General features: G+C 62.9%; 12 protein-coding genes and 1 pseudogene. 7 read left to right on the top strand and 6 right to left on the bottom strand.

Annotated features, from left to right (window positions below; all coding sequences use genetic code 11):
- The coding region (thrS, locus tag ABY454_RS10010; protein ID WP_372930320.1) for a threonine--tRNA ligase at positions 1-1,874 on the top strand (1,874 nt) is incomplete at its 5' end.
- Between the two features lie 3 nt (positions 1,875-1,877).
- On the opposite strand, the gene ABY454_RS10005 is transcribed toward thrS, so the two are convergent.
- Entirely contained in the window at positions 1,878-3,692 is a 1,815-nt protein-coding gene (locus ABY454_RS10005) for a hypothetical protein (RefSeq protein ID WP_372930318.1), read from the bottom strand.
- Between the two features lie 193 nt (positions 3,693-3,885).
- Between ABY454_RS10005 and ABY454_RS10000 the strand changes: the two genes are divergently transcribed.
- Positions 3,886-4,458 carry a nitroreductase gene (locus ABY454_RS10000; RefSeq protein ID WP_372930316.1) on the top strand — a complete coding sequence of 191 codons (573 nt, stop codon included), beginning with the start codon at positions 3,886-3,888 and terminating at the stop codon, positions 4,456-4,458.
- A 32-nt stretch (positions 4,459-4,490) separates the two neighbouring features.
- A complete protein-coding gene (locus ABY454_RS09995) occupies positions 4,491-5,087 on the top strand; it encodes a flavin reductase family protein (protein WP_372930314.1) in 597 nt (198 codons plus the stop codon).
- Between the two features lie 11 nt (positions 5,088-5,098).
- Here the strand turns inward: ABY454_RS09995 and ABY454_RS09990 are convergent, their stop codons facing one another.
- Positions 5,099-5,878: an NAD kinase gene (locus ABY454_RS09990; protein ID WP_372930313.1), complete on the bottom strand. Its 780-nt coding sequence runs from the start codon at positions 5,876-5,878 to the stop codon at positions 5,099-5,101.
- Between the two features lie 83 nt (positions 5,879-5,961).
- Between ABY454_RS09990 and cutA the strand changes: the two genes are divergently transcribed.
- The 4 genes and pseudogenes from cutA (at position 5,962) to ABY454_RS09970 (ending at position 11,040) form a co-directional block, all read left to right on the top strand.
- Complete coding sequence (gene cutA, locus ABY454_RS09985; protein WP_372930311.1) at positions 5,962-6,312, top strand: divalent-cation tolerance protein CutA; 351 nt, start codon at positions 5,962-5,964, stop codon at positions 6,310-6,312.
- Positions 6,309-7,800: pseudogene (gene glpK / locus ABY454_RS09980) on the top strand (glycerol kinase GlpK). The gene cutA and the pseudogene glpK overlap by 4 nt, the downstream one beginning before the upstream one ends.
- 76 nt (positions 7,801-7,876) lie before the next feature.
- Positions 7,877-8,695, top strand: a complete 819-nt coding sequence (locus ABY454_RS09975) for a leucyl/phenylalanyl-tRNA--protein transferase (protein ID WP_372930309.1) — start codon at positions 7,877-7,879, stop codon at positions 8,693-8,695.
- A gap of 137 nt (positions 8,696-8,832) precedes the next feature.
- Positions 8,833-11,040: a SulP family inorganic anion transporter gene (locus ABY454_RS09970; RefSeq protein ID WP_372930308.1), complete on the top strand. Its 2,208-nt coding sequence runs from the start codon at positions 8,833-8,835 to the stop codon at positions 11,038-11,040.
- Here the strand turns inward: ABY454_RS09970 and ABY454_RS09965 are convergent.
- The 4 genes from ABY454_RS09965 to ABY454_RS09950 form a co-directional block, all read right to left on the bottom strand.
- Positions 11,037-11,429: a DUF3307 domain-containing protein gene (locus tag ABY454_RS09965; RefSeq protein ID WP_372930306.1), complete on the bottom strand. Its 393-nt coding sequence runs from the start codon at positions 11,427-11,429 to the stop codon at positions 11,037-11,039. The genes ABY454_RS09970 and ABY454_RS09965 overlap by 4 nt on opposite strands.
- A 20-nt stretch (positions 11,430-11,449) precedes the next feature.
- A complete protein-coding gene (locus tag ABY454_RS09960; RefSeq protein WP_372930304.1) occupies positions 11,450-13,663 on the bottom strand; it encodes a CHASE2 domain-containing protein in 2,214 nt (737 codons plus the stop codon).
- Between the two features lie 131 nt (positions 13,664-13,794).
- On the bottom strand, positions 13,795-15,249 hold the full coding sequence (locus tag ABY454_RS09955; RefSeq protein ID WP_372930303.1) for a caspase family protein: 1,455 nt from the start codon (positions 15,247-15,249) through the stop codon (positions 13,795-13,797).
- Positions 15,250-15,358: 109 nt separating this feature from the next.
- A complete protein-coding gene (locus ABY454_RS09950; RefSeq protein ID WP_372930302.1) occupies positions 15,359-15,613 on the bottom strand; it encodes a hypothetical protein in 255 nt (84 codons plus the stop codon).
- Positions 15,614-16,039 lie beyond the last annotated feature (426 nt).

Below are 16,039 nucleotides of genomic sequence, written 5' to 3'. Positions count from 1 at the left end.
TGGCCGAATCCATCGCCAAGTCGCTGGCCAAGAAGGCCGTGGCCATGGCGCTCGACGGCGAGGTGCGCGACCTCTACGAGCCCATCGAGAACGACGCCGAGATCCGCATCATTACGCGCGGTGACGCGGAAGCGTTGACGCTGATCCGCCATGACGCGGCGCATGTCATGGCCGAGGCCGTGCAGGAACTCTATCCGGGCACGCAAGTGACGATCGGCCCGGTGATCGACAACGGCTTCTATTACGACTTTGCGCGCGATGAGCCCTTCACGCCTGAGGATCTGCCGAAGATCGAAGCGAAGATGCACGAGATCATCAAGCGCGACTCGCCCTTCTCTTATGAAGTGATGGAGCGCGGCGCGGCCAAGAAGATGTTCGGCGACATGGGCGAGGCCTACAAGGTCGAACTGATCGACGCGATCCCTGAAGGCGACGACATCAAGATCTACTCGCAGCGGGAGTGGTTCGATCTGTGCAGCGGGCCGCACATGACGTCGACGGGCAAGGTCGGCAAGGGCTTCAAGCTGCTCAAGATCGCAGGCGCATATTGGCGCGGCGACAGCAACAACCCAATGCTTCAGCGTATCTACGGCACGGCCTGGGCGAGCGAGGACGACCTCAAGGCCTATCTCCACCAGCTCGAAGAGGCCGAGAAGCGCGACCATCGGCGTCTGGGCCGCGAGATGGATCTGTTCCACTTCCAGGAAGAGGCGCCGGGCGCGGTGTTCTGGCATCCCAAAGGCTGGGCGCTGTTCCAAGCGCTGATCGGCTATATGCGCCGCTGCCAGCAGGCTTGGGGCTATTTCGAGGTGAACTCGCCGGACATGATGGAGCGGACGCTGTGGGAGCAGTCCGGCCATTGGGAGAAGTTCGCCGAGAACATGTACATCGCCGAGACGCCCGACGACCGCGTGTTCTGCTGCAAGCCCATGAACTGTCCGGGCCATGTGCAAATCTTCAAGAACGGTCTGAAGAGCTATCGCGATCTTCCTTTGCGCATCGCTGAGTTCGGCAAGGTGCATCGCTACGAGCCGTCCGGTGCGCTGCACGGGCTTTTGCGCGTACGCCACTTCACGCAAGACGACGCGCACATCTTCTGCGCGGAAGATCAGATCACCGAGGAGTGCGTGAAGCTCAACGCGCAGATGCTTTCGATCTATCGTGACTTCGGCTTCGAGGACGTGCGCATCAAGTTCTCCGACCGGCCGGAGAAGCGCGTCGGCGACGACAAGGTGTGGGATGCGGCGGAAGCTGCATTGATGCGCGCGATGGAAGCGGCCGGGCTCGATTACGAGCTGAACCCGGGCGAGGGCGCATTCTACGGGCCGAAGCTGGAATATGTCCTACGCGACGCCATTGGCCGCGATTGGCAATGCGGCACGGTCCAGGTGGATCTCAGCATGCCGGAGCGGCTCGGCGCGTTCTATATCGGCGCGGATGGCGAGAAGGCTGTGCCGGTGATGATCCACCGCGCCATGTTCGGTTCGCTGGAGCGCTTCACGGGCATTCTCATCGAACACCATGCCGGCCACCTGCCGCTCTGGCTTGCGCCCACCCAAGCGGTGGTCGCCACCATCGTGTCGGACGCAGACGCGTATGCGGAACAGGTCTTGGCGCGGCTGAGAGGCGCGGGGCTACGCGCCGAGACGGATCTGCGCAACGAGAAGATCAACTACAAGGTGCGCGAGCATTCGGTCGCCAAGGTGCCGTTTATTTTGGTGGTCGGCAAACGCGAGGCGGAGGAAGGCACGGTGTCCGTGCGCCGGCTCGGCTCGCAAAAGCAAGAAGTGCTGAGCCTCGACGATGTGCTGAAGATGCTTGAGGCTGAGGCCGTGCCGCCGGATATGCGCGAAGGGAAAAGCGCCGCCGCTTGAGTCTTATGGCGAAGAGGGCCGGAACAGCGTGCCCGGATTGATCAGTGGGGCGTTGGGATCGGCGGGCCGGCGCGAGAAACCGTCGAAGCCCATTGCGTTGCCCGGGCCTTCGCCGGCTGCGATGCCAGTGCCGGGCTCCGGGGCGTCGGGCGGATTGAGGAGAATCTTCAACTCCTCCTCCGAGGTCGGCCCGTCCGCAATCGCCACTTCAATCTGCCTGTCTCCGCCCGGCTCGATAGAGAACTTGCGCGTATAGCTATTGCCGGCGTGGTCGGCAACCACCGCGTAGTTTCCAGCGGCAAGGATATGGGTCGGCAGCGCGCCCGCGTTCGACTTCACCGTATCGCCGGCCGAGGTGAGGATCGTCCACTTGGTATCGGCCAAAGCCTCGCCGCCCAAACTTTGGACCAGACGAAACGTAATCTTCGCGCCGGAATGCTTGAGTGTCGCCTGGGTGACCTTGCCGGGCTCGACCGTCACGTCGACGCCGACGACGGCGTTCGCATCGCCGTAAAGACTCCGAATGCGGTATACGCCCGCGTTGAGCCTGATGATGGAGCGCGGTTTAGCGTCGGCCAGGACGGCTTCGTGCTTGCCGAACTGATCCGCCTCGTCGGAAAGAATGTCGAAGCGGACGCTGCCATCGGGGCATTCCTGGCCGTTAGCCAGCACCCCCCTTAACGCCAGCGCGCCGGTATTGAGGACGAACGTCTCGTTGAGGGACTGGCCGCCGTCGACCTTCAGCTTTTTGGTGAGGTTGGAGAGCCCGTAAGCGGCGTTGACCAAATACTCTCCGGGCAGAAGCGCGGCGGTGGGCGCGGGCTCGCGGTGCGTGCTGATCAGCTCAAAGCTGCCGTCGGCGGTGCGCTTCGCACTGTAGACGCGCCAAGTAAGACCCGACCGTAGCTGCGCGCCGCCCTCGGTGACCAGGGCCTTGAAGCTGACCGGAACGGGCTGCTGCGGCTCGTTGGTTTTTGGCGGTGAGACGGACAGCGTGCGCTGCGCGCCGGATTTGAAGACAGCGGTCTCGCCGGGTTTGAGCGGAGGACCCTCGGCGGTCTTCACGGCATCGAGGGGCACGGGCGGGTTAGTGATGGAGGCCAGCACCGCATCCATTCCGTCCCGGAATGCAGCGCCGCTCGTCGCGGCGACAAACTTGCCGCCGGTCTTTTCCGCGATACAGGCGAGGGGATCGAGAGCTTCGGCTTTTTCGTTCAGCCCCACCACGTGCACCCGCAGACCCTTCGATGCCTGTTTGAGGACATCGGCGGTCTTGCAGACGTCCGCCTTACATTCGTCCTTGCCGTCCGCTACCAGGATGACGTCAAGCGGTTCGCCTGTGCTTGCAAGGCTTGCCGCGTCGCTGACGGCCGCCGCGATGGCCGCTTGCCGGCCCTTGGGCTTGAGGCCGCCGAGAAGCGTCTCGTAGCTCTCCCCGGTCAGCGTGCTGGGCTTGGCGAGCAGCTCGGTGTCCTTGCAGCTCCACGTTTTGCGATGGCCGAAGGTGATCACCCCGAAGGCGGCCCGGCCGGCCTGATTGGTGAGGGCCTGCTCGATTCCGGTGCGAGCAATGTCGAGCTTAGGCGTGTCGCCCAACTTGCCGCCCATACTCCTCCCCGACTCAAGCACGAAGAGGATGGAGGGCAACAACGCATTGCCCGCTGCGCTGGGCGCTGCGGCAGACGCGGGTGCCGCCTGGGCGGGCGCGGGCGCCGCTTGGGCAGGCGAGGGTGCCTCTTGGGCGGCCGCGAGGCCGGCACCGAGCATGCAAGCGGGCAAAGCCAAGAGCTTCAGCGCCGCGATGCGTATCCCCCGCATGGCGATTCTCTTTCGATTCAGTCGGCTGCGAAGACCGTTATACAGGCTTCGGGCAGGCATAACGCTTCGAAAGTTGGCCGCGAATGAGGCCGATTTTTGAAGCTCGGAGCGCCTATTCGACGCAAAGGACGAACATTGTTGGAACGCCCGTTTCGCGATATGCAGCATGGCATTAGCGGAACACCATGAACGCATGTCAAATCCGACCCTCGATCACCTCCTGACCCGCCGCTCGGTCTCGGCCAATGCGCTTTCCGAGCCAGGTCCGGACGAAAGCCAGCTGGCCCAGATCCTGACCGCGGCCGCACGGGTCCCGGACCACAAGAAGCTCGTGCCCTGGCGCTTCGTTCTGTTCCAGGGCCCCGCGCGAGAGGACTTCGGCCGCGTGCTCGCCGAGGCCTGCCAAGCGGAAGAGCCGGCGGCCAGCGCCATGCGCCTTCAGATGGAGGGCATGCGCTTTTTGCGGGCGCCCGTGGTCGTCGCCGTCATCTCCCGTATTGCGAAGGCCCATGTGGTCCCTGAGTGGGAGCAGATCCTGTCGGCGGGCGCAGCGTGCCAGAATCTTGTCGTGGCGTCGTCGTCAATGGGATTTGGCGCGCAGTGGATCACCGAGTGGTATGCCTATAGCGAGGCCGTACGGCAGGCGCTGGGTCTGGACGAAGCCGAGCGCGTCGCCGGCTTTGTCTATATCGGTACGCCGAAGGAGAAGCCCGACGAGCGGCCGCGGCCAGAACTCGACGACATTGTCACCGCATGGCAGGCTTGAAACGCACCGCGGCGGCCCTAGGATCACGAACCATGTTTTACGACGCGGTTGCCAATTCGCATGGCCTTCAGTGGGACCCGTTCAAGGCGCTGGTCAGTCCGCGCCCGATCGGCTGGATTTCGACGCTCGACCAAAATGGCGTCGTCAATCTCGCGCCCTATAGCTTCTTCAATGCCGTTTCCACCGATCCGCACTTTGTCATGTTCTCCTCAGGCGGCCGCAAGGACAGCCAGCGCAATGCGGAGGAGACGGGGGAGTTCGTCTGTTCGTTGGCCACGTTCGAGTTGCGTGAGGCCATGAACAGGACATCCCAGCACGTCGGACCCGAGGTGGACGAGATGGCGTTAGCCGGGCTGACGGCCGCGCCGTCGAAGATCGTGGCGCCGCCGCGCGTGGCGGAGTCGCCGGTCGCCTTTGAATGTACATACTGGCGCACGATCGAATTGCCCGGTCCCGACGGCGGGCCAGGGACTCATGCCATCGTGCTCGGCCAGGTGGTGGGCGTGCATATCGACGACGCGGCAATCGTGGACGGCAAGGTCGACGTGACCAAGCTTAAGCCGATTGCGCGGCTGGGATATGGCGACTATGCGGTGATCGACGAAGTCTTCGAGTTGTCACGGCCTTAAGGCGCCGCGCCTCACTCAATCCCGAACTGCTCCGCTAGGATGCGCTCGGCCAGCGTATGTCCCGGATCGAACATCATAAAGATGTCGACGTCGCTCTGCTCTTCCACTTCGACGGCAAAGACGTCGCGGAACTCGGTGTGATCGGCGACAGCGCTGACGGGACGCTTGTCGGGTTCCAACACTTCGATCTGCACCCTGGCTTGGTTTGGCAGAAGCGCGCCACGCCAGCGCCGCGGACGGAACGGGCTGATGGGCGTCAAGGCCAGCAGCGGTGCGGTGATGGGCAGGATTGGCCCATGGGCGGAGAGGTTGTAGGCGGTGCTGCCGGCGGGCGTTGACACGAGGACGCCGTCGCAGATGAGCTCATCGAGGCGGTTCGTGCCGTCGACTGCGATTCTCAGCTTGGCCGCTTGGTGCGTTTGCCGGAACAGCGAGACCTCGTTGATGGCCAGGGCCTCATGGGTCTGGCGGTTCACGTCGCGCACGTTCATGCGCAAGGGATGGATGACCGTGATCTCCGCTGCCTCCAGGCGCTCCTGTAGCTGGTTCTCCCGATAATCGTTGAGCAGAAAGCCGACCGAGCCGCGGTTCATGCCGTAGATCGGGATACGGCTATGAAGATGGCTGTGCATGGTCTGGAGCATCAGACCATCGCCCCCCAGCGCGACAATGGCGTCCGCCTCTTCGGGCGCCACATTGCCGTAGCGCGCGCTGAGCTCCCTTAGCGCGTCTTCCGCCTCCGTCGTCTCGGCGGCAACGAAGGCAATTTTCTCAAAGCGTGGCATGATCATTGTCGCTGCACTTGGATCGGCGTGTTCAGGGGCACTATAAAGCTGTGCTGCCTATGTCTTGCAAGTGTCTCGAAGAACGGTGAATGGGGACCCCCATGGAGAACGCGGACCGGCCGGTTTTGATTTATGCGACCTTTCCGACGCTTGAGGAGGCCAAGCGCGTCGGGAGCACGCTGGTTTCCCAGCGGCTCGCGGCTTGCGTGAACGTCTTTCCCGGCATGATCTCGATCTATCAGTGGAAGGGCGCGCAGGCAGAGGACAACGAGGTCGCCATGATCATCAAGACGCGGGCGGGCCTCGCCGATGCGGTCATGACCGAGACCAAGAAGCAGCACCCTCACGAGGTGCCGGCGCTCCTCGTTCTGCCGACGGAGGGCGGCAGCGACGACTATTGCGCTTGGATCATGAGCGAGACGAAAGACGGAGGCGTCTGATGGGCTATGTGCTCGCCATCGATCAAGGAACCGCGAGCACGCGCCATCCTGTTCGACGAGGCCGGGCGTCCCGGTCCTACGGCCAGTGTGCCGCTGAGGCAGATCTACCCCGCACCAGGGCAGGTGGAGCACGACGCGAACGAGATCTGGGACGCTGTCGTTGAGGTCTGCCGCGCGGTGTTGCGTGAAGCGGGTGCGGACGAGATCGCCGCCATCGGTATCACCAATCAGCGCGAGACGACGGTGGTGTGGGACCGCGCGACGGGAGAGCCTCTCGCCAACGCCATCGTTTGGCAGGATCGGCGCACGGCCCCGCTCTGCGCCGAGTTGGAGCAGGAAGGGTGGCGCGCGCATGTCGCCGAAGCGACAGGCCTCATCATCGATCCGTATTTCTCGGCGACGAAGCTTTCTTGGCTGCTCTCTAATGTGCCCGGTCTGGCGAAGTGCGCCGCACGCGGTGAGGTCTGCTTCGGCACAGTCGACAGCTACCTCGTGTTCAAACTCACAGCCGGCGCGCTGCATGTTACCGACGCCACGAACGCGGCGCGCACCATGTTGTTCGATATCCGCACCGGGACATGGGACGCACGGTTATTGGAGCGGCTCGGCATTCCGCGTGGCATGCTGCCGGACGTGCGCGACAGCCAAGGAGACTTTGGCGTGACGGCGCCCGACCTGTTCGGCGTGGCACTCCCCATTCGTGGCGTCGCCGGCGATCAGCAGGCGGCCGCGCAAGGGCAGGTCTGCTATCGGCCGGGGATGACGAAGGCGACTTACGGAACGGGGTGCTTCGTGGTCGCCAACACCGGCGGCGACAAGGTCGCGTCGCAAACGCGCATGTTGTCGACAATTTTGAACCAGCGCAGCGGTGCACGCACTTTTGCGCTGGAAGGGTCGATCTTCATGGCGGGTGCCACCATTCAGTGGCTGCGCGACAATCTCGGCTTGATCGGCAGTGCAGAGGAGACCGAGGCGCTGGCGCGAGACGCCGATCCCAATTCCGGCGTTTATCTTGTGCCGGCCTTCCAAGGGCTCGGCGCGCCCTTCTGGGATGCCGAAGCGAAAGCGGCCATTGTCGGCATGAGCCGCGCCGCCGGCAAAGCGGACATCGTGGCGGCGGGCCTGGAGGCGGTCGCGCTGCAAACGCGCGATCTCCTGACCGCCATGCGCCGGGACATGGGCGCGAGCGGTATCGGCGATTCCGGAACCTTGCGGGTCGATGGCGGCATGACCGCCAATGGCTGGGCCATGCAGCGCCTTGCCGATATTCTGGGCGAGCGGGTCGCGGTGGCGCCGATTCCCGAAACCACGGCGTTGGGCGCAGCCTATCTGGCGGGCCAGGTGGTGGGCTTTTATGGCGACGATGCGGCACTTGCCGAGACCTGGACACCGGCCAGGGTCTATGAGCCGGTCATGGGCGAGGACGAGCGGGAGTCCCGCTATGCCGGCTGGCTGGAGGCCGTTTCTCGCGTCCGCAGCCGCGAATAGAGCTAATCGGACCCTTGGCGTTAACCCGTTGGGAATCCCTTTTCGGGCAAGCTCGTTTGCTGTGTTGCCGCGTTGAATGGAGGCTCCCACGGTGTTGGGTCAAGTTTCGCGTCGCCTTGTGGACTCTGGGCTTTCTGGCAAGCCATCCGCGCTTGCAGTCCTCGCCAAACATTTCATTGGATTTGGCGGGGGGCTGCCGGACCCCGACAAAGCGCTTCGGCATCCCGAAGGGCTTGCGGGCAAGTGCAACGACTTAAGCGTGCCGACGCTTGTCGCCGCTTACGCAAAAGGCTTCTACCCGGAGGACGGTAAGTGGTGGGCGCCCGCTGAGCGCATGGTGTCGTTCCCGGAGAACGCGCATGTGTCGAAGCGCGTCTGGCGGCTCTTACAAACGCGCACATTTGGTGTGAGCTTCGATACGGACTTCGCGGGCGTCCTGCGGGCGTGCGGGCCGGAGCCGGCATTGGCCGAGGCGTTTCAGGCCCTGTTCGAGGACGGCTACGCACATTCTGTGGAAGTCTGGGACCGCTCGGGCCGGCTTACCGGCGGTCTTTTCGGTCTCGCCATTGGCCAGGCCTTCTTCACTGAAAAGACGTTCTCGCGGGAGCGCGATGCCGCCAATGTCGGTGCCGTTACGCTGAGCTGCCATTTGCAGCATTGGGGCTTTGCGCTGAACGACGGCAAGCGCATGAGCGGTCAGTTGAGCCAGCTTGGCTTCCAGGTCGTGCCGCGTTTTGCGTTCAACGGACTTCTTTCCAAGGCGACCCTCGAGCCGAGCCGGCCAGGGCCATGGACCGTGGAAACCGGCCTCGACCCGGCGCGTTGGAACCCGAAAGTCCCCGGAACGGGGAAAGCGGCGCCTGGCTCCCGGAACGCCTTCACGCCTTCTGCCTAGCCAAGCCGACATGACGCGAGGTTAACCTCCAGAAACGCGTTTATTTTGCTTGCATTGTGGTCGCCCCCGGCCATGATCGGGCCTGAACGCAACCCTCCAACTTTCTACGTATTTAGCCCTTGTCGCTGCTTGCGAATTTGGCGTCCAAACGCCCGCGCAATATCGAAGCCTCAACGCTCGGGCGTGATGCTTTGGCGGGGACGATTTCGGCAATCGTCAACATCGCCTACTGCATCTCCTTTAGCGCGCTGATCTTCCAGGGCTCGATCGCGGCCGGTTTTCCGCTCGGACTTGCGGCGCTGATCATGGGTACGGTGGTCACCGGCGTGGTTGTGGCGCTGACCACGACGCTGGTGCCGGCGGATGCCGGTCCTGACACGCCGGCCGTCGCGGTCATGAGCGTGTTGGCGGCGACCGTCGCCGCAGGCCTTGCGTCCAAAGGCGCGAGCGAAGAGGCCATGGTCATAAACGTGCTCGTGGCCATTTCGGTGAGCACGTTCCTGACTGGCGCACTGCTCTTCGGCGTCGGTGCTCTCAAGCTCGGCCAATGGCTGCGCTTCGTACCGTATCCCGTGATCGGCGGCTTCCTGGCGGCTTCGGGCTGGCTTCTCATCACTGGTGGCGTTGAGGTCATCACGGGCTCCAACCTCACGATCCAGCCTTCGAGCTGGGCGGCGATTTGGGATCCGCGTTACGCACCGCAGATCGGGGTGGGGCTCGCCTTTGCGCTGTTCATCGTCCTGTTGAAGCGGTGGATGGACGATTTCCTGACACTGCCTGTCGCCTTCTTCGGCTTCCTCGTCGTGATGAACCTGGTGCTGTTCGGCTTCGTGACCGACGAAGCAACGCGTAGCCAGTGGTTCCTGAAGGCCGTGGGCGCACTGCAGTTATGGTGGCCGCTTGAGGCTATCGCCACGCACGACATCGATTGGGGTGTGCTGGCCATGAGCAGCGTGGAAATCGGCGCGGTGTGCGGCGTCACCGCCATCTCCATGCTTCTCGATGTTTCGAGCCTCGAAGTGGCGCGCCAAAAGTCCGCCAATCTCGACAAAGAGTTTCAGACAAACGGTCTCGCCAATGTGCTGGCCTCCGTTCTTGGCGGCGTGGCGGGCAATCTTTCGCTGAACAATAGTCTTCTGCTCCAGCAGGCGGGCGCGGTGACCCGGATCAGCGGCGTGTCCGTCGCCATCGTTTGCGGGCTGGTGCTGTTTGCTGGGGCCGATATCGGCGCCTTCGTGCCGAAAGCGATTCTGGGCGGCATGCTCGCCTATCTCGGCGTGATGATCCTGATCGAGGCGCTGGTGCGCTCGCCGGCGCAGCGCTCGATCACGGATCTTGCTCTGGCCATCGCGATCGCCATCGTCATCGTCTATTTCGGCTATCTGCTTGGTGTGGTGCTGGGCGTGATTGGCGCTTGTCTGCTCTTCGCGCTGTCCTACAGCCGTATCGGTGTAATCCGGCGCCACCTCACGCGTTACGAACTGTCGAGCAATGTGGAGCGTTCGCCTGAACAAACGCGCCTCCTGCACGAGGAGGGCAAGCGCGTCCATGTGTTCTGGCTATCGGGCTTCATCTTCTTCGGCTCCTCGAACGGCCTGTTCGAGCGCATCAAGCGCGTGATCGAAGGACAAGACGAAAAGCCGGTGGGCTACATCGTGCTCGACTTCAGCGCTGTGCAGGGGCTCGACACTTCCGCCGTGCTGAGCCTCGTGAAGCTGCGCAACTATTGCGAGGAGAAGGATGTCACCTTGGTGTTCTCCGGCTTGAGTGATGCGATGGACGCGGCCTTCAATGGCGCGGGCTTTTTCGGCGCGGACCGGCCGCATCAGGTGTTTGGCACCCGCAACGAGGCAATCGAATGGTGCGAGGATATGCTGCTCCTCTATCACGAGGTCGGCGATGCCTCCACGCACAGCTTCGAGAGTTGGTTGCACCACGAGTTCGACGGTTTGATCAGCTTCGACCGCATCGCGCAGTTCATGGAGCGACAGGAGCTCGAAACCGGCGCGCTGCTGTTCAAGCAGGGCGAAGCGGCAGACTCGGTCGTGTTCCAAGAATCAGGCGGTGTCGCCATCACCATCAACGACGAGTATGGGCGCTCGATCCGGCTGCGGCGCATGATCGGGCATACCGTCATGGGTGAGATGGGCTTCTACCGCGACATGCCGCGCACGGCGGACGTGGTCGCCGAAGCACCGACGGTGGTTTACCGGCTGACCCGCGAGGCTTTCGACCGGATGCAGGAGAAGGACCCCGTGGCGGCCGCCGCGCTCCATAAGCTGATTATTCGCCTGCTGTCCGACCGGCTCGATTTTGCCAATCGCGAGATTTCAGCGCTGCTTTAAGAAGCCGCCCGGACCAGAACGGCGACGATGGTAATGTAGGTCAGCCCATGCAGGAGCTGGTCGATGCCTAGCGTATGCCAGTAGCCGGACACTTGCGGGTTGAGACCGTTGCGCCGCGTAATCTGCTCCTTCGCCCAATCCACATGGTAATGGACCGCGAACTCGCCGAGCGCGATCCACAAGGCGATCAGAAGTGAAGCCGGTGCGATCACGAGATAGACGAGCGGCGTCAGCACGACATGGATGCCGGCGTGAAGTAGGCCGCCGGGATGGCCGTAAATTCCCTTGTTCAGATACTGGTGCGGCGTCTGAAGAAAGAAGTCGGCGGCCGTGTGTTTCAGCATCAGGACGGACACGGCCGCAAGAATGATGATGGCGAGGTCTGGCATGAGCGTTGCTTCGACAAGGGTTACTTCGACAAGGCTTCTTCCGAACCGTCCCACTCTGCTGGGGGCGGGGTGATGCGGAAGGCGGCGATCCGTTCGCGGTAGAGCGTATAGAGCGTTTCGAGTTTGCCGCTGTCCATCGCCTCGCATGTGTGACTGAGAATTTCGGCTGCGTCCCAATCCGCGGCGCGATAGCGGGAAAGAAAGTCCTCATGTGTCTTGGTGAGCTCGATGAACGACTGGCTTTCCTTCATCGCGGCGTCGCCAAGCAGGGCAAATATACGTGTGGCGGCGGTCTTGCCCTTCACCTTGAGCAGGTCCAGCTCGAGAAATGCGAAGTCCGGCGTGCGCGAAGCTGTCTCCTCGCCGACAACCGTCATGAAACCATAAGTCTTGGACTGACCTTCAAGACGCGAGGCGACATTCACGTTGTCGCCGATGACGGAATAGTCAAACCGCGTCTCCGATCCGAGATTGCCGACGCAACACATGCCGGTATTTACGCCAATGCCTAGCCGGACTTCCTTGAAGACCCGGCCGTCTGCTTCGGCCTCCTGCTGCCAGCGTTCGTTCAGTGTTTTCATCTCGTCCATGATGCGCAAAGCCGCGCTGCAGCCATGGCTTGGATGATCCGGATCGTCCAGGGGTGCGTTCCAAAACGCCATCACCGCATCGCCCATGAACTTGTCGATGGTGCCGTCTTCGTCGAGGATGATGTTGCTGAGCGGGGTGAACAGGTTGTTCAAGAATCGCGTCAGTTCCTCGGCGTCCAGGCCTTCGGAGATCGTGGTGAAGCCGCGCACGTCGCTGAAAAGAAGCGTCATGTCGCGTGTTTCGCCCCCGAGCTTGAGGCGGTCCGGCTCGTCCGCCAGACGTTCGACAAGCGCGGGCGCCATGTAATGCGAGAAGGCGTTGCGCACGCGGTTGCGCTCTCGTTCGGTCCGCAGAAAGACGTATGACGTGCCAGTGAGGTAGATGGCCGCAAGAGCGATGGTCGGATAGACGGGGTCGACCAGCCAGCCCAATTTGTCGAACGCGTACCACGAGAAGCCAATGACGAAAGCGATGGCGATGATGCTGACGACGGCGCTGCCGAGCGCGCCCGCTCTATAGATGAGCACGGCAATCAGGGTGCCGAGCAAAAGGATATAGAGAAGTTCGGCTGGCGTCGCGAAATCGGGCCGCTGTAGAAATGCGCCTTTCAAGATTTGCTCGACCGCTTGCGCGTGCAGTTCAATCCCGGGCACCGAGGCTTCGATCGGGGTTGCTCTGAGGTCGAGCAGACCTGCTGCGCTCGTGCCGATGAGAATGATGCGGCCAGCGATTTCTTCGGCGGGAATCTCGCCGTCGAGAACCTTCCACGCAGGCAGGTAGCGGTCGCGATTCTGCGGCGTGAAGCGCATCCACATCTGACCGCTGGCTTCGGTCGGAACCTCGAAGTCTCCGACGCGCACTTTGACGATGCCGGTTTTCTCGCCGAACGCCTGTTCGCCGCTGGCGCCGGACGATTTGATCACATAAGTGGACGCCCCTTGCGCCTGTCGCAGGAGGTCCGCGGCGAAAGACGGATAGAGCGTGTCGCCGATGCGCACCACCATAGGCATGCGGCGGATGATCTGGTCGAACTCCGGAATCCAGTTCAGCGCGCCGGCGCCCACTGCGGGGTCCTGCAATTCCTTCAAGGTCACCGCTGAGCCCGGATAGTAGGGCGCGAAAAGACGTGGATCGTCGCCACCGTGCGCGAGCCCGGCCTTGGTTTGCGGCAAGACGTCGGTATGCGGGGAGGCGATGAAGCCGAGCACGACGGGTGCGGTGGCGATGGCTTCGGCAAGCACTTGATCGTTGGACGGGAGCTTCTCCAGCTCTGGCTTGATCTCGGCGACAAGGGCGGTCTGCGGCCAATGCTGTACGGCGTTGCTGGGCGACAGGCGGTCCGGCTCGGGGAACACCATGTCGAAGCCGATGGCCGCGGCGCCGTCTTCAGAAAGCGTTCCGATAAGCTTCGCGAATATTGTGCGCGGCCACGGCCACTGGCCAATTCTTTTCAGCGACTCTTCGTCAATATCGACGATGCGGACCGGCAAGGTGGGGTCGAACTTGAGCGGGTCGACCCTCTGGAAGGCGTCGAAGACGAGCGACCTCATCCGCGCGACTGGCGCCGGGTCCCAAACCCGCAAGGCCAAAGACGCGACGATGACCGCCCCGATAAGGAGTGAATAGAGAAGCCGTGGACCCATCCCGTTGCTTTTCTGTGATTTCTTGGCCGGGCCCAAACGGGCGCCGGGCAGACCCTATCGGCTGGCACGGGCCTGTCAATGAAAGGAAGGGATGGTTCGCTACCGTGCCTGAAGATGCGGCGGCCGGCCTCTCAGCGGGCGGGCCGGAGCGATTTGTGTACGGCATCCGTCGTGAAGTCGTTCGAGGGCTTCTGCTTCGACTTGTAGGCCGGCTTTTGCGTGTGTCTCGGCTTCGCGGCTGTCTTGGGCTTTGCGTATGTCTTGGGCTTCGCGCGGGTCTTCGGCTTCGCCGTCTTGGGCGCAGGGGCCTTCGGGCGCACGACGGTCACCGGGCAGGGGGCTCCGGTCCATGCATCCAGCGCCTCCAAGGTCTCCGGTTCCGCTTCGCCCGGCTTCAAGTCGGTCTTGGCGTGGATGTTGAAGCGCTTCACGGCGCCGCGCGTGCCGCGGCCCCAATCGCCGTCGATCCGGCCGGTGTAGCAGTTGAGCGCCTTGAGCTTTTCTTGGATGTCGCGGTTCAAAGCCGCTTGGTCGCCGGCCGGGTCGTTCTGTACCGGCACCGACTTGTCCTCTGACTCCTGGCTCGGCGTATCTGTAAGCGCCGCCGGCTCAAGGTTCGCCGTCTTGGTTTCAGGGGACGCGATTTCGGCCGTCTTGGCCTCTCCCGCGCCGGCTGGCTCCACGGCGATCTCGCGAGCCGATGTGTCGTCCGCCTGTTCGGCGGTTACATTTTCGCCCGCCTCGGCAGGGCTCCGGTCTTCCTTCAGCCGCGCGATCTCATCGCGCAGCGCCGCGATCTCGGCAGTGCCTCCGCCGGACGTCGCGGTGGGTTTAAAATAGAACTGGCCGGTGAGCGAAGAGTTCTCCCACGGGACCTGCTTGCCCTTGGTTTCCTCCAGCACGTCCCGGCGCACATCGATCATCACGTCGTTGATGCTCGCGCCTTCAGCGCCGATGTGTTGCAGCAGCGCTTTGGTGAATGGGCTGTTTCGGCCTTCACCGTCGAGCGCGATGTTGCCGGGCTGGGTCGCAAACGCGATCATCATGCCGACGGCTTTTTCGACTTGGGCTAATCCGCGCCCCACTGCGAGCGAGCGGCCCGCGACCACGAGATTGCGGGCAAGCGGGTTGTCGCGGCAGGCGTCGAGAAACACAATCGACAGGCGGGCATTCCGCTCAAGCTGTTTGAGCACGAGGTTCAGCTCGATCGCTTCGAAGTCGAGATCGGTATCGGACTTCAGCGCGGCGTCGACCGGCGCGAGGAAGTTGCGGCCATCAACCTGGAGGCCGTGACCGGCATAGAAGAAGAGTCCGACATCGGCGCCGTCGAGCTTTTCGGCGAAAGCGCGGATGCGTTTCATCATGTCGCGCTTGCGCAGGTCCGTGCCGTCGATGACTTCGAAATCGAGCGCGCGGAGCGCTTCCGCCATATCGACGGCGTCGTTGCTCGGGTTTTTGAGCGGCGTGGTGTTCTTGTAGGCCGAGTTGCCGATGACGAGCGCGACGCGCTTTTCGGCGCTGGCGGGGCTCAGGGCCGCGACGAGCAAGGTCAGGCCGATCAAGCCTGTGGCGAAACGCTTCAGCATGTGCGCCTCCGGATCCGCCTTCAGCGGCGGCTGTCCTTAGACTGACGCATAATTCGAGGCCGATAAAGAGCGCATGACCATCGGCCCCGGATGCGCGTCGTGCAGTCTCCTAGTCGTCGAACCAATTGGGACGCAAATTGCGCCACACCGCCTCGGTCTCGAAGTCGAGGTTCGGGTTGAATTTGCGCTTGTAGCGGCGCGGTTCAACCGTCACAGCGCGCTTCGAGGGCCGTGCGTCGTATTCGTAGATATATTTCGGAGCTGGCTTCACCACATAGGCCCGGCCTCTATCAGCCGCGGCAGGGGTCGCGGCGGTGGCCAGAGCGGCGAGGCCAAGAATGGGAACGATGAGCTGCTTTATCATTGCAACCTCCGGGTTTCAGAGTGCGCCGACAGCCAATCGCGGCATAGCTCATGTGGGGAGCCTGAAGCACGCAATCAACGACGGCCTTCTTTCGCCTTTGGAAAGCAAGGGGGGCGAGCCTTCCGGGCGCTTATCCTTGCGTTTGTACCCGGCGCCACATGAATGGGGCCTGAATGTTGGGGAGCGCTCCTGCTGTTTCGTGACTGAGGTCACCGACCCTAACCATCCGATAACGCAGTATTTATCCCCGGGGTGAAGCGGGCGGCCTAGGATGGTGCGTATGAACGGGGTTCAAAATTCACTTTGGCGGCGCTCGTTCCCGGCCTTAGTCTTTCTTCGTGGGGCTTTGCTACGGGAGCCGATTTTGCGTCTTTTCAACCTCGTGCTTGCCACCTTCGCGCTTGCCGGCCTTTGGATGGTTGACGG

The sequence above is a fragment of the Methyloceanibacter sp. genome, from assembly GCF_041573655.1.
Classification (GTDB): Bacteria; Pseudomonadota; Alphaproteobacteria; order Rhizobiales; family Methyloligellaceae; genus Methyloceanibacter.
The sequence above is the reverse complement of the archived record's forward strand: the minus strand, read 5'-3'. Positions and strand labels throughout refer to the sequence as shown.

What these genes read in the sequence shown, in the direction of transcription:
- ABY454_RS09975 (WP_372930309.1), top strand. Translation starts at nt 7,877, where the DNA reads ATGGAGGCTCCCACGGTGTTGGGTCAAGTTTCGCGTCGCCTTGTGGAC.
- ABY454_RS09990 (WP_372930313.1), bottom strand. Translation starts at nt 5,878, where the DNA reads ATGATCATGCCACGCTTTGAGAAAATTGCCTTCGTTGCCGCCGAGACG.
- cutA (WP_372930311.1), top strand. Translation starts at nt 5,962, where the DNA reads ATGGGGACCCCCATGGAGAACGCGGACCGGCCGGTTTTGATTTATGCG.
- ABY454_RS09960 (WP_372930304.1), bottom strand. Translation starts at nt 13,663, where the DNA reads ATGGGTCCACGGCTTCTCTATTCACTCCTTATCGGGGCGGTCATCGTC.
- ABY454_RS09955 (WP_372930303.1), bottom strand. Translation starts at nt 15,249, where the DNA reads ATGCTGAAGCGTTTCGCCACAGGCTTGATCGGCCTGACCTTGCTCGTC.
- ABY454_RS10000 (WP_372930316.1), top strand. Translation starts at nt 3,886, where the DNA reads ATGTCAAATCCGACCCTCGATCACCTCCTGACCCGCCGCTCGGTCTCG.
- ABY454_RS09965 (WP_372930306.1), bottom strand. Translation starts at nt 11,429, where the DNA reads ATGCCAGACCTCGCCATCATCATTCTTGCGGCCGTGTCCGTCCTGATG.
- ABY454_RS09995 (WP_372930314.1), top strand. Translation starts at nt 4,491, where the DNA reads ATGTTTTACGACGCGGTTGCCAATTCGCATGGCCTTCAGTGGGACCCG.
- ABY454_RS10005 (WP_372930318.1), bottom strand. Translation starts at nt 3,692, where the DNA reads ATGCGGGGGATACGCATCGCGGCGCTGAAGCTCTTGGCTTTGCCCGCT.
- ABY454_RS09950 (WP_372930302.1), bottom strand. Translation starts at nt 15,613, where the DNA reads ATGATAAAGCAGCTCATCGTTCCCATTCTTGGCCTCGCCGCTCTGGCC.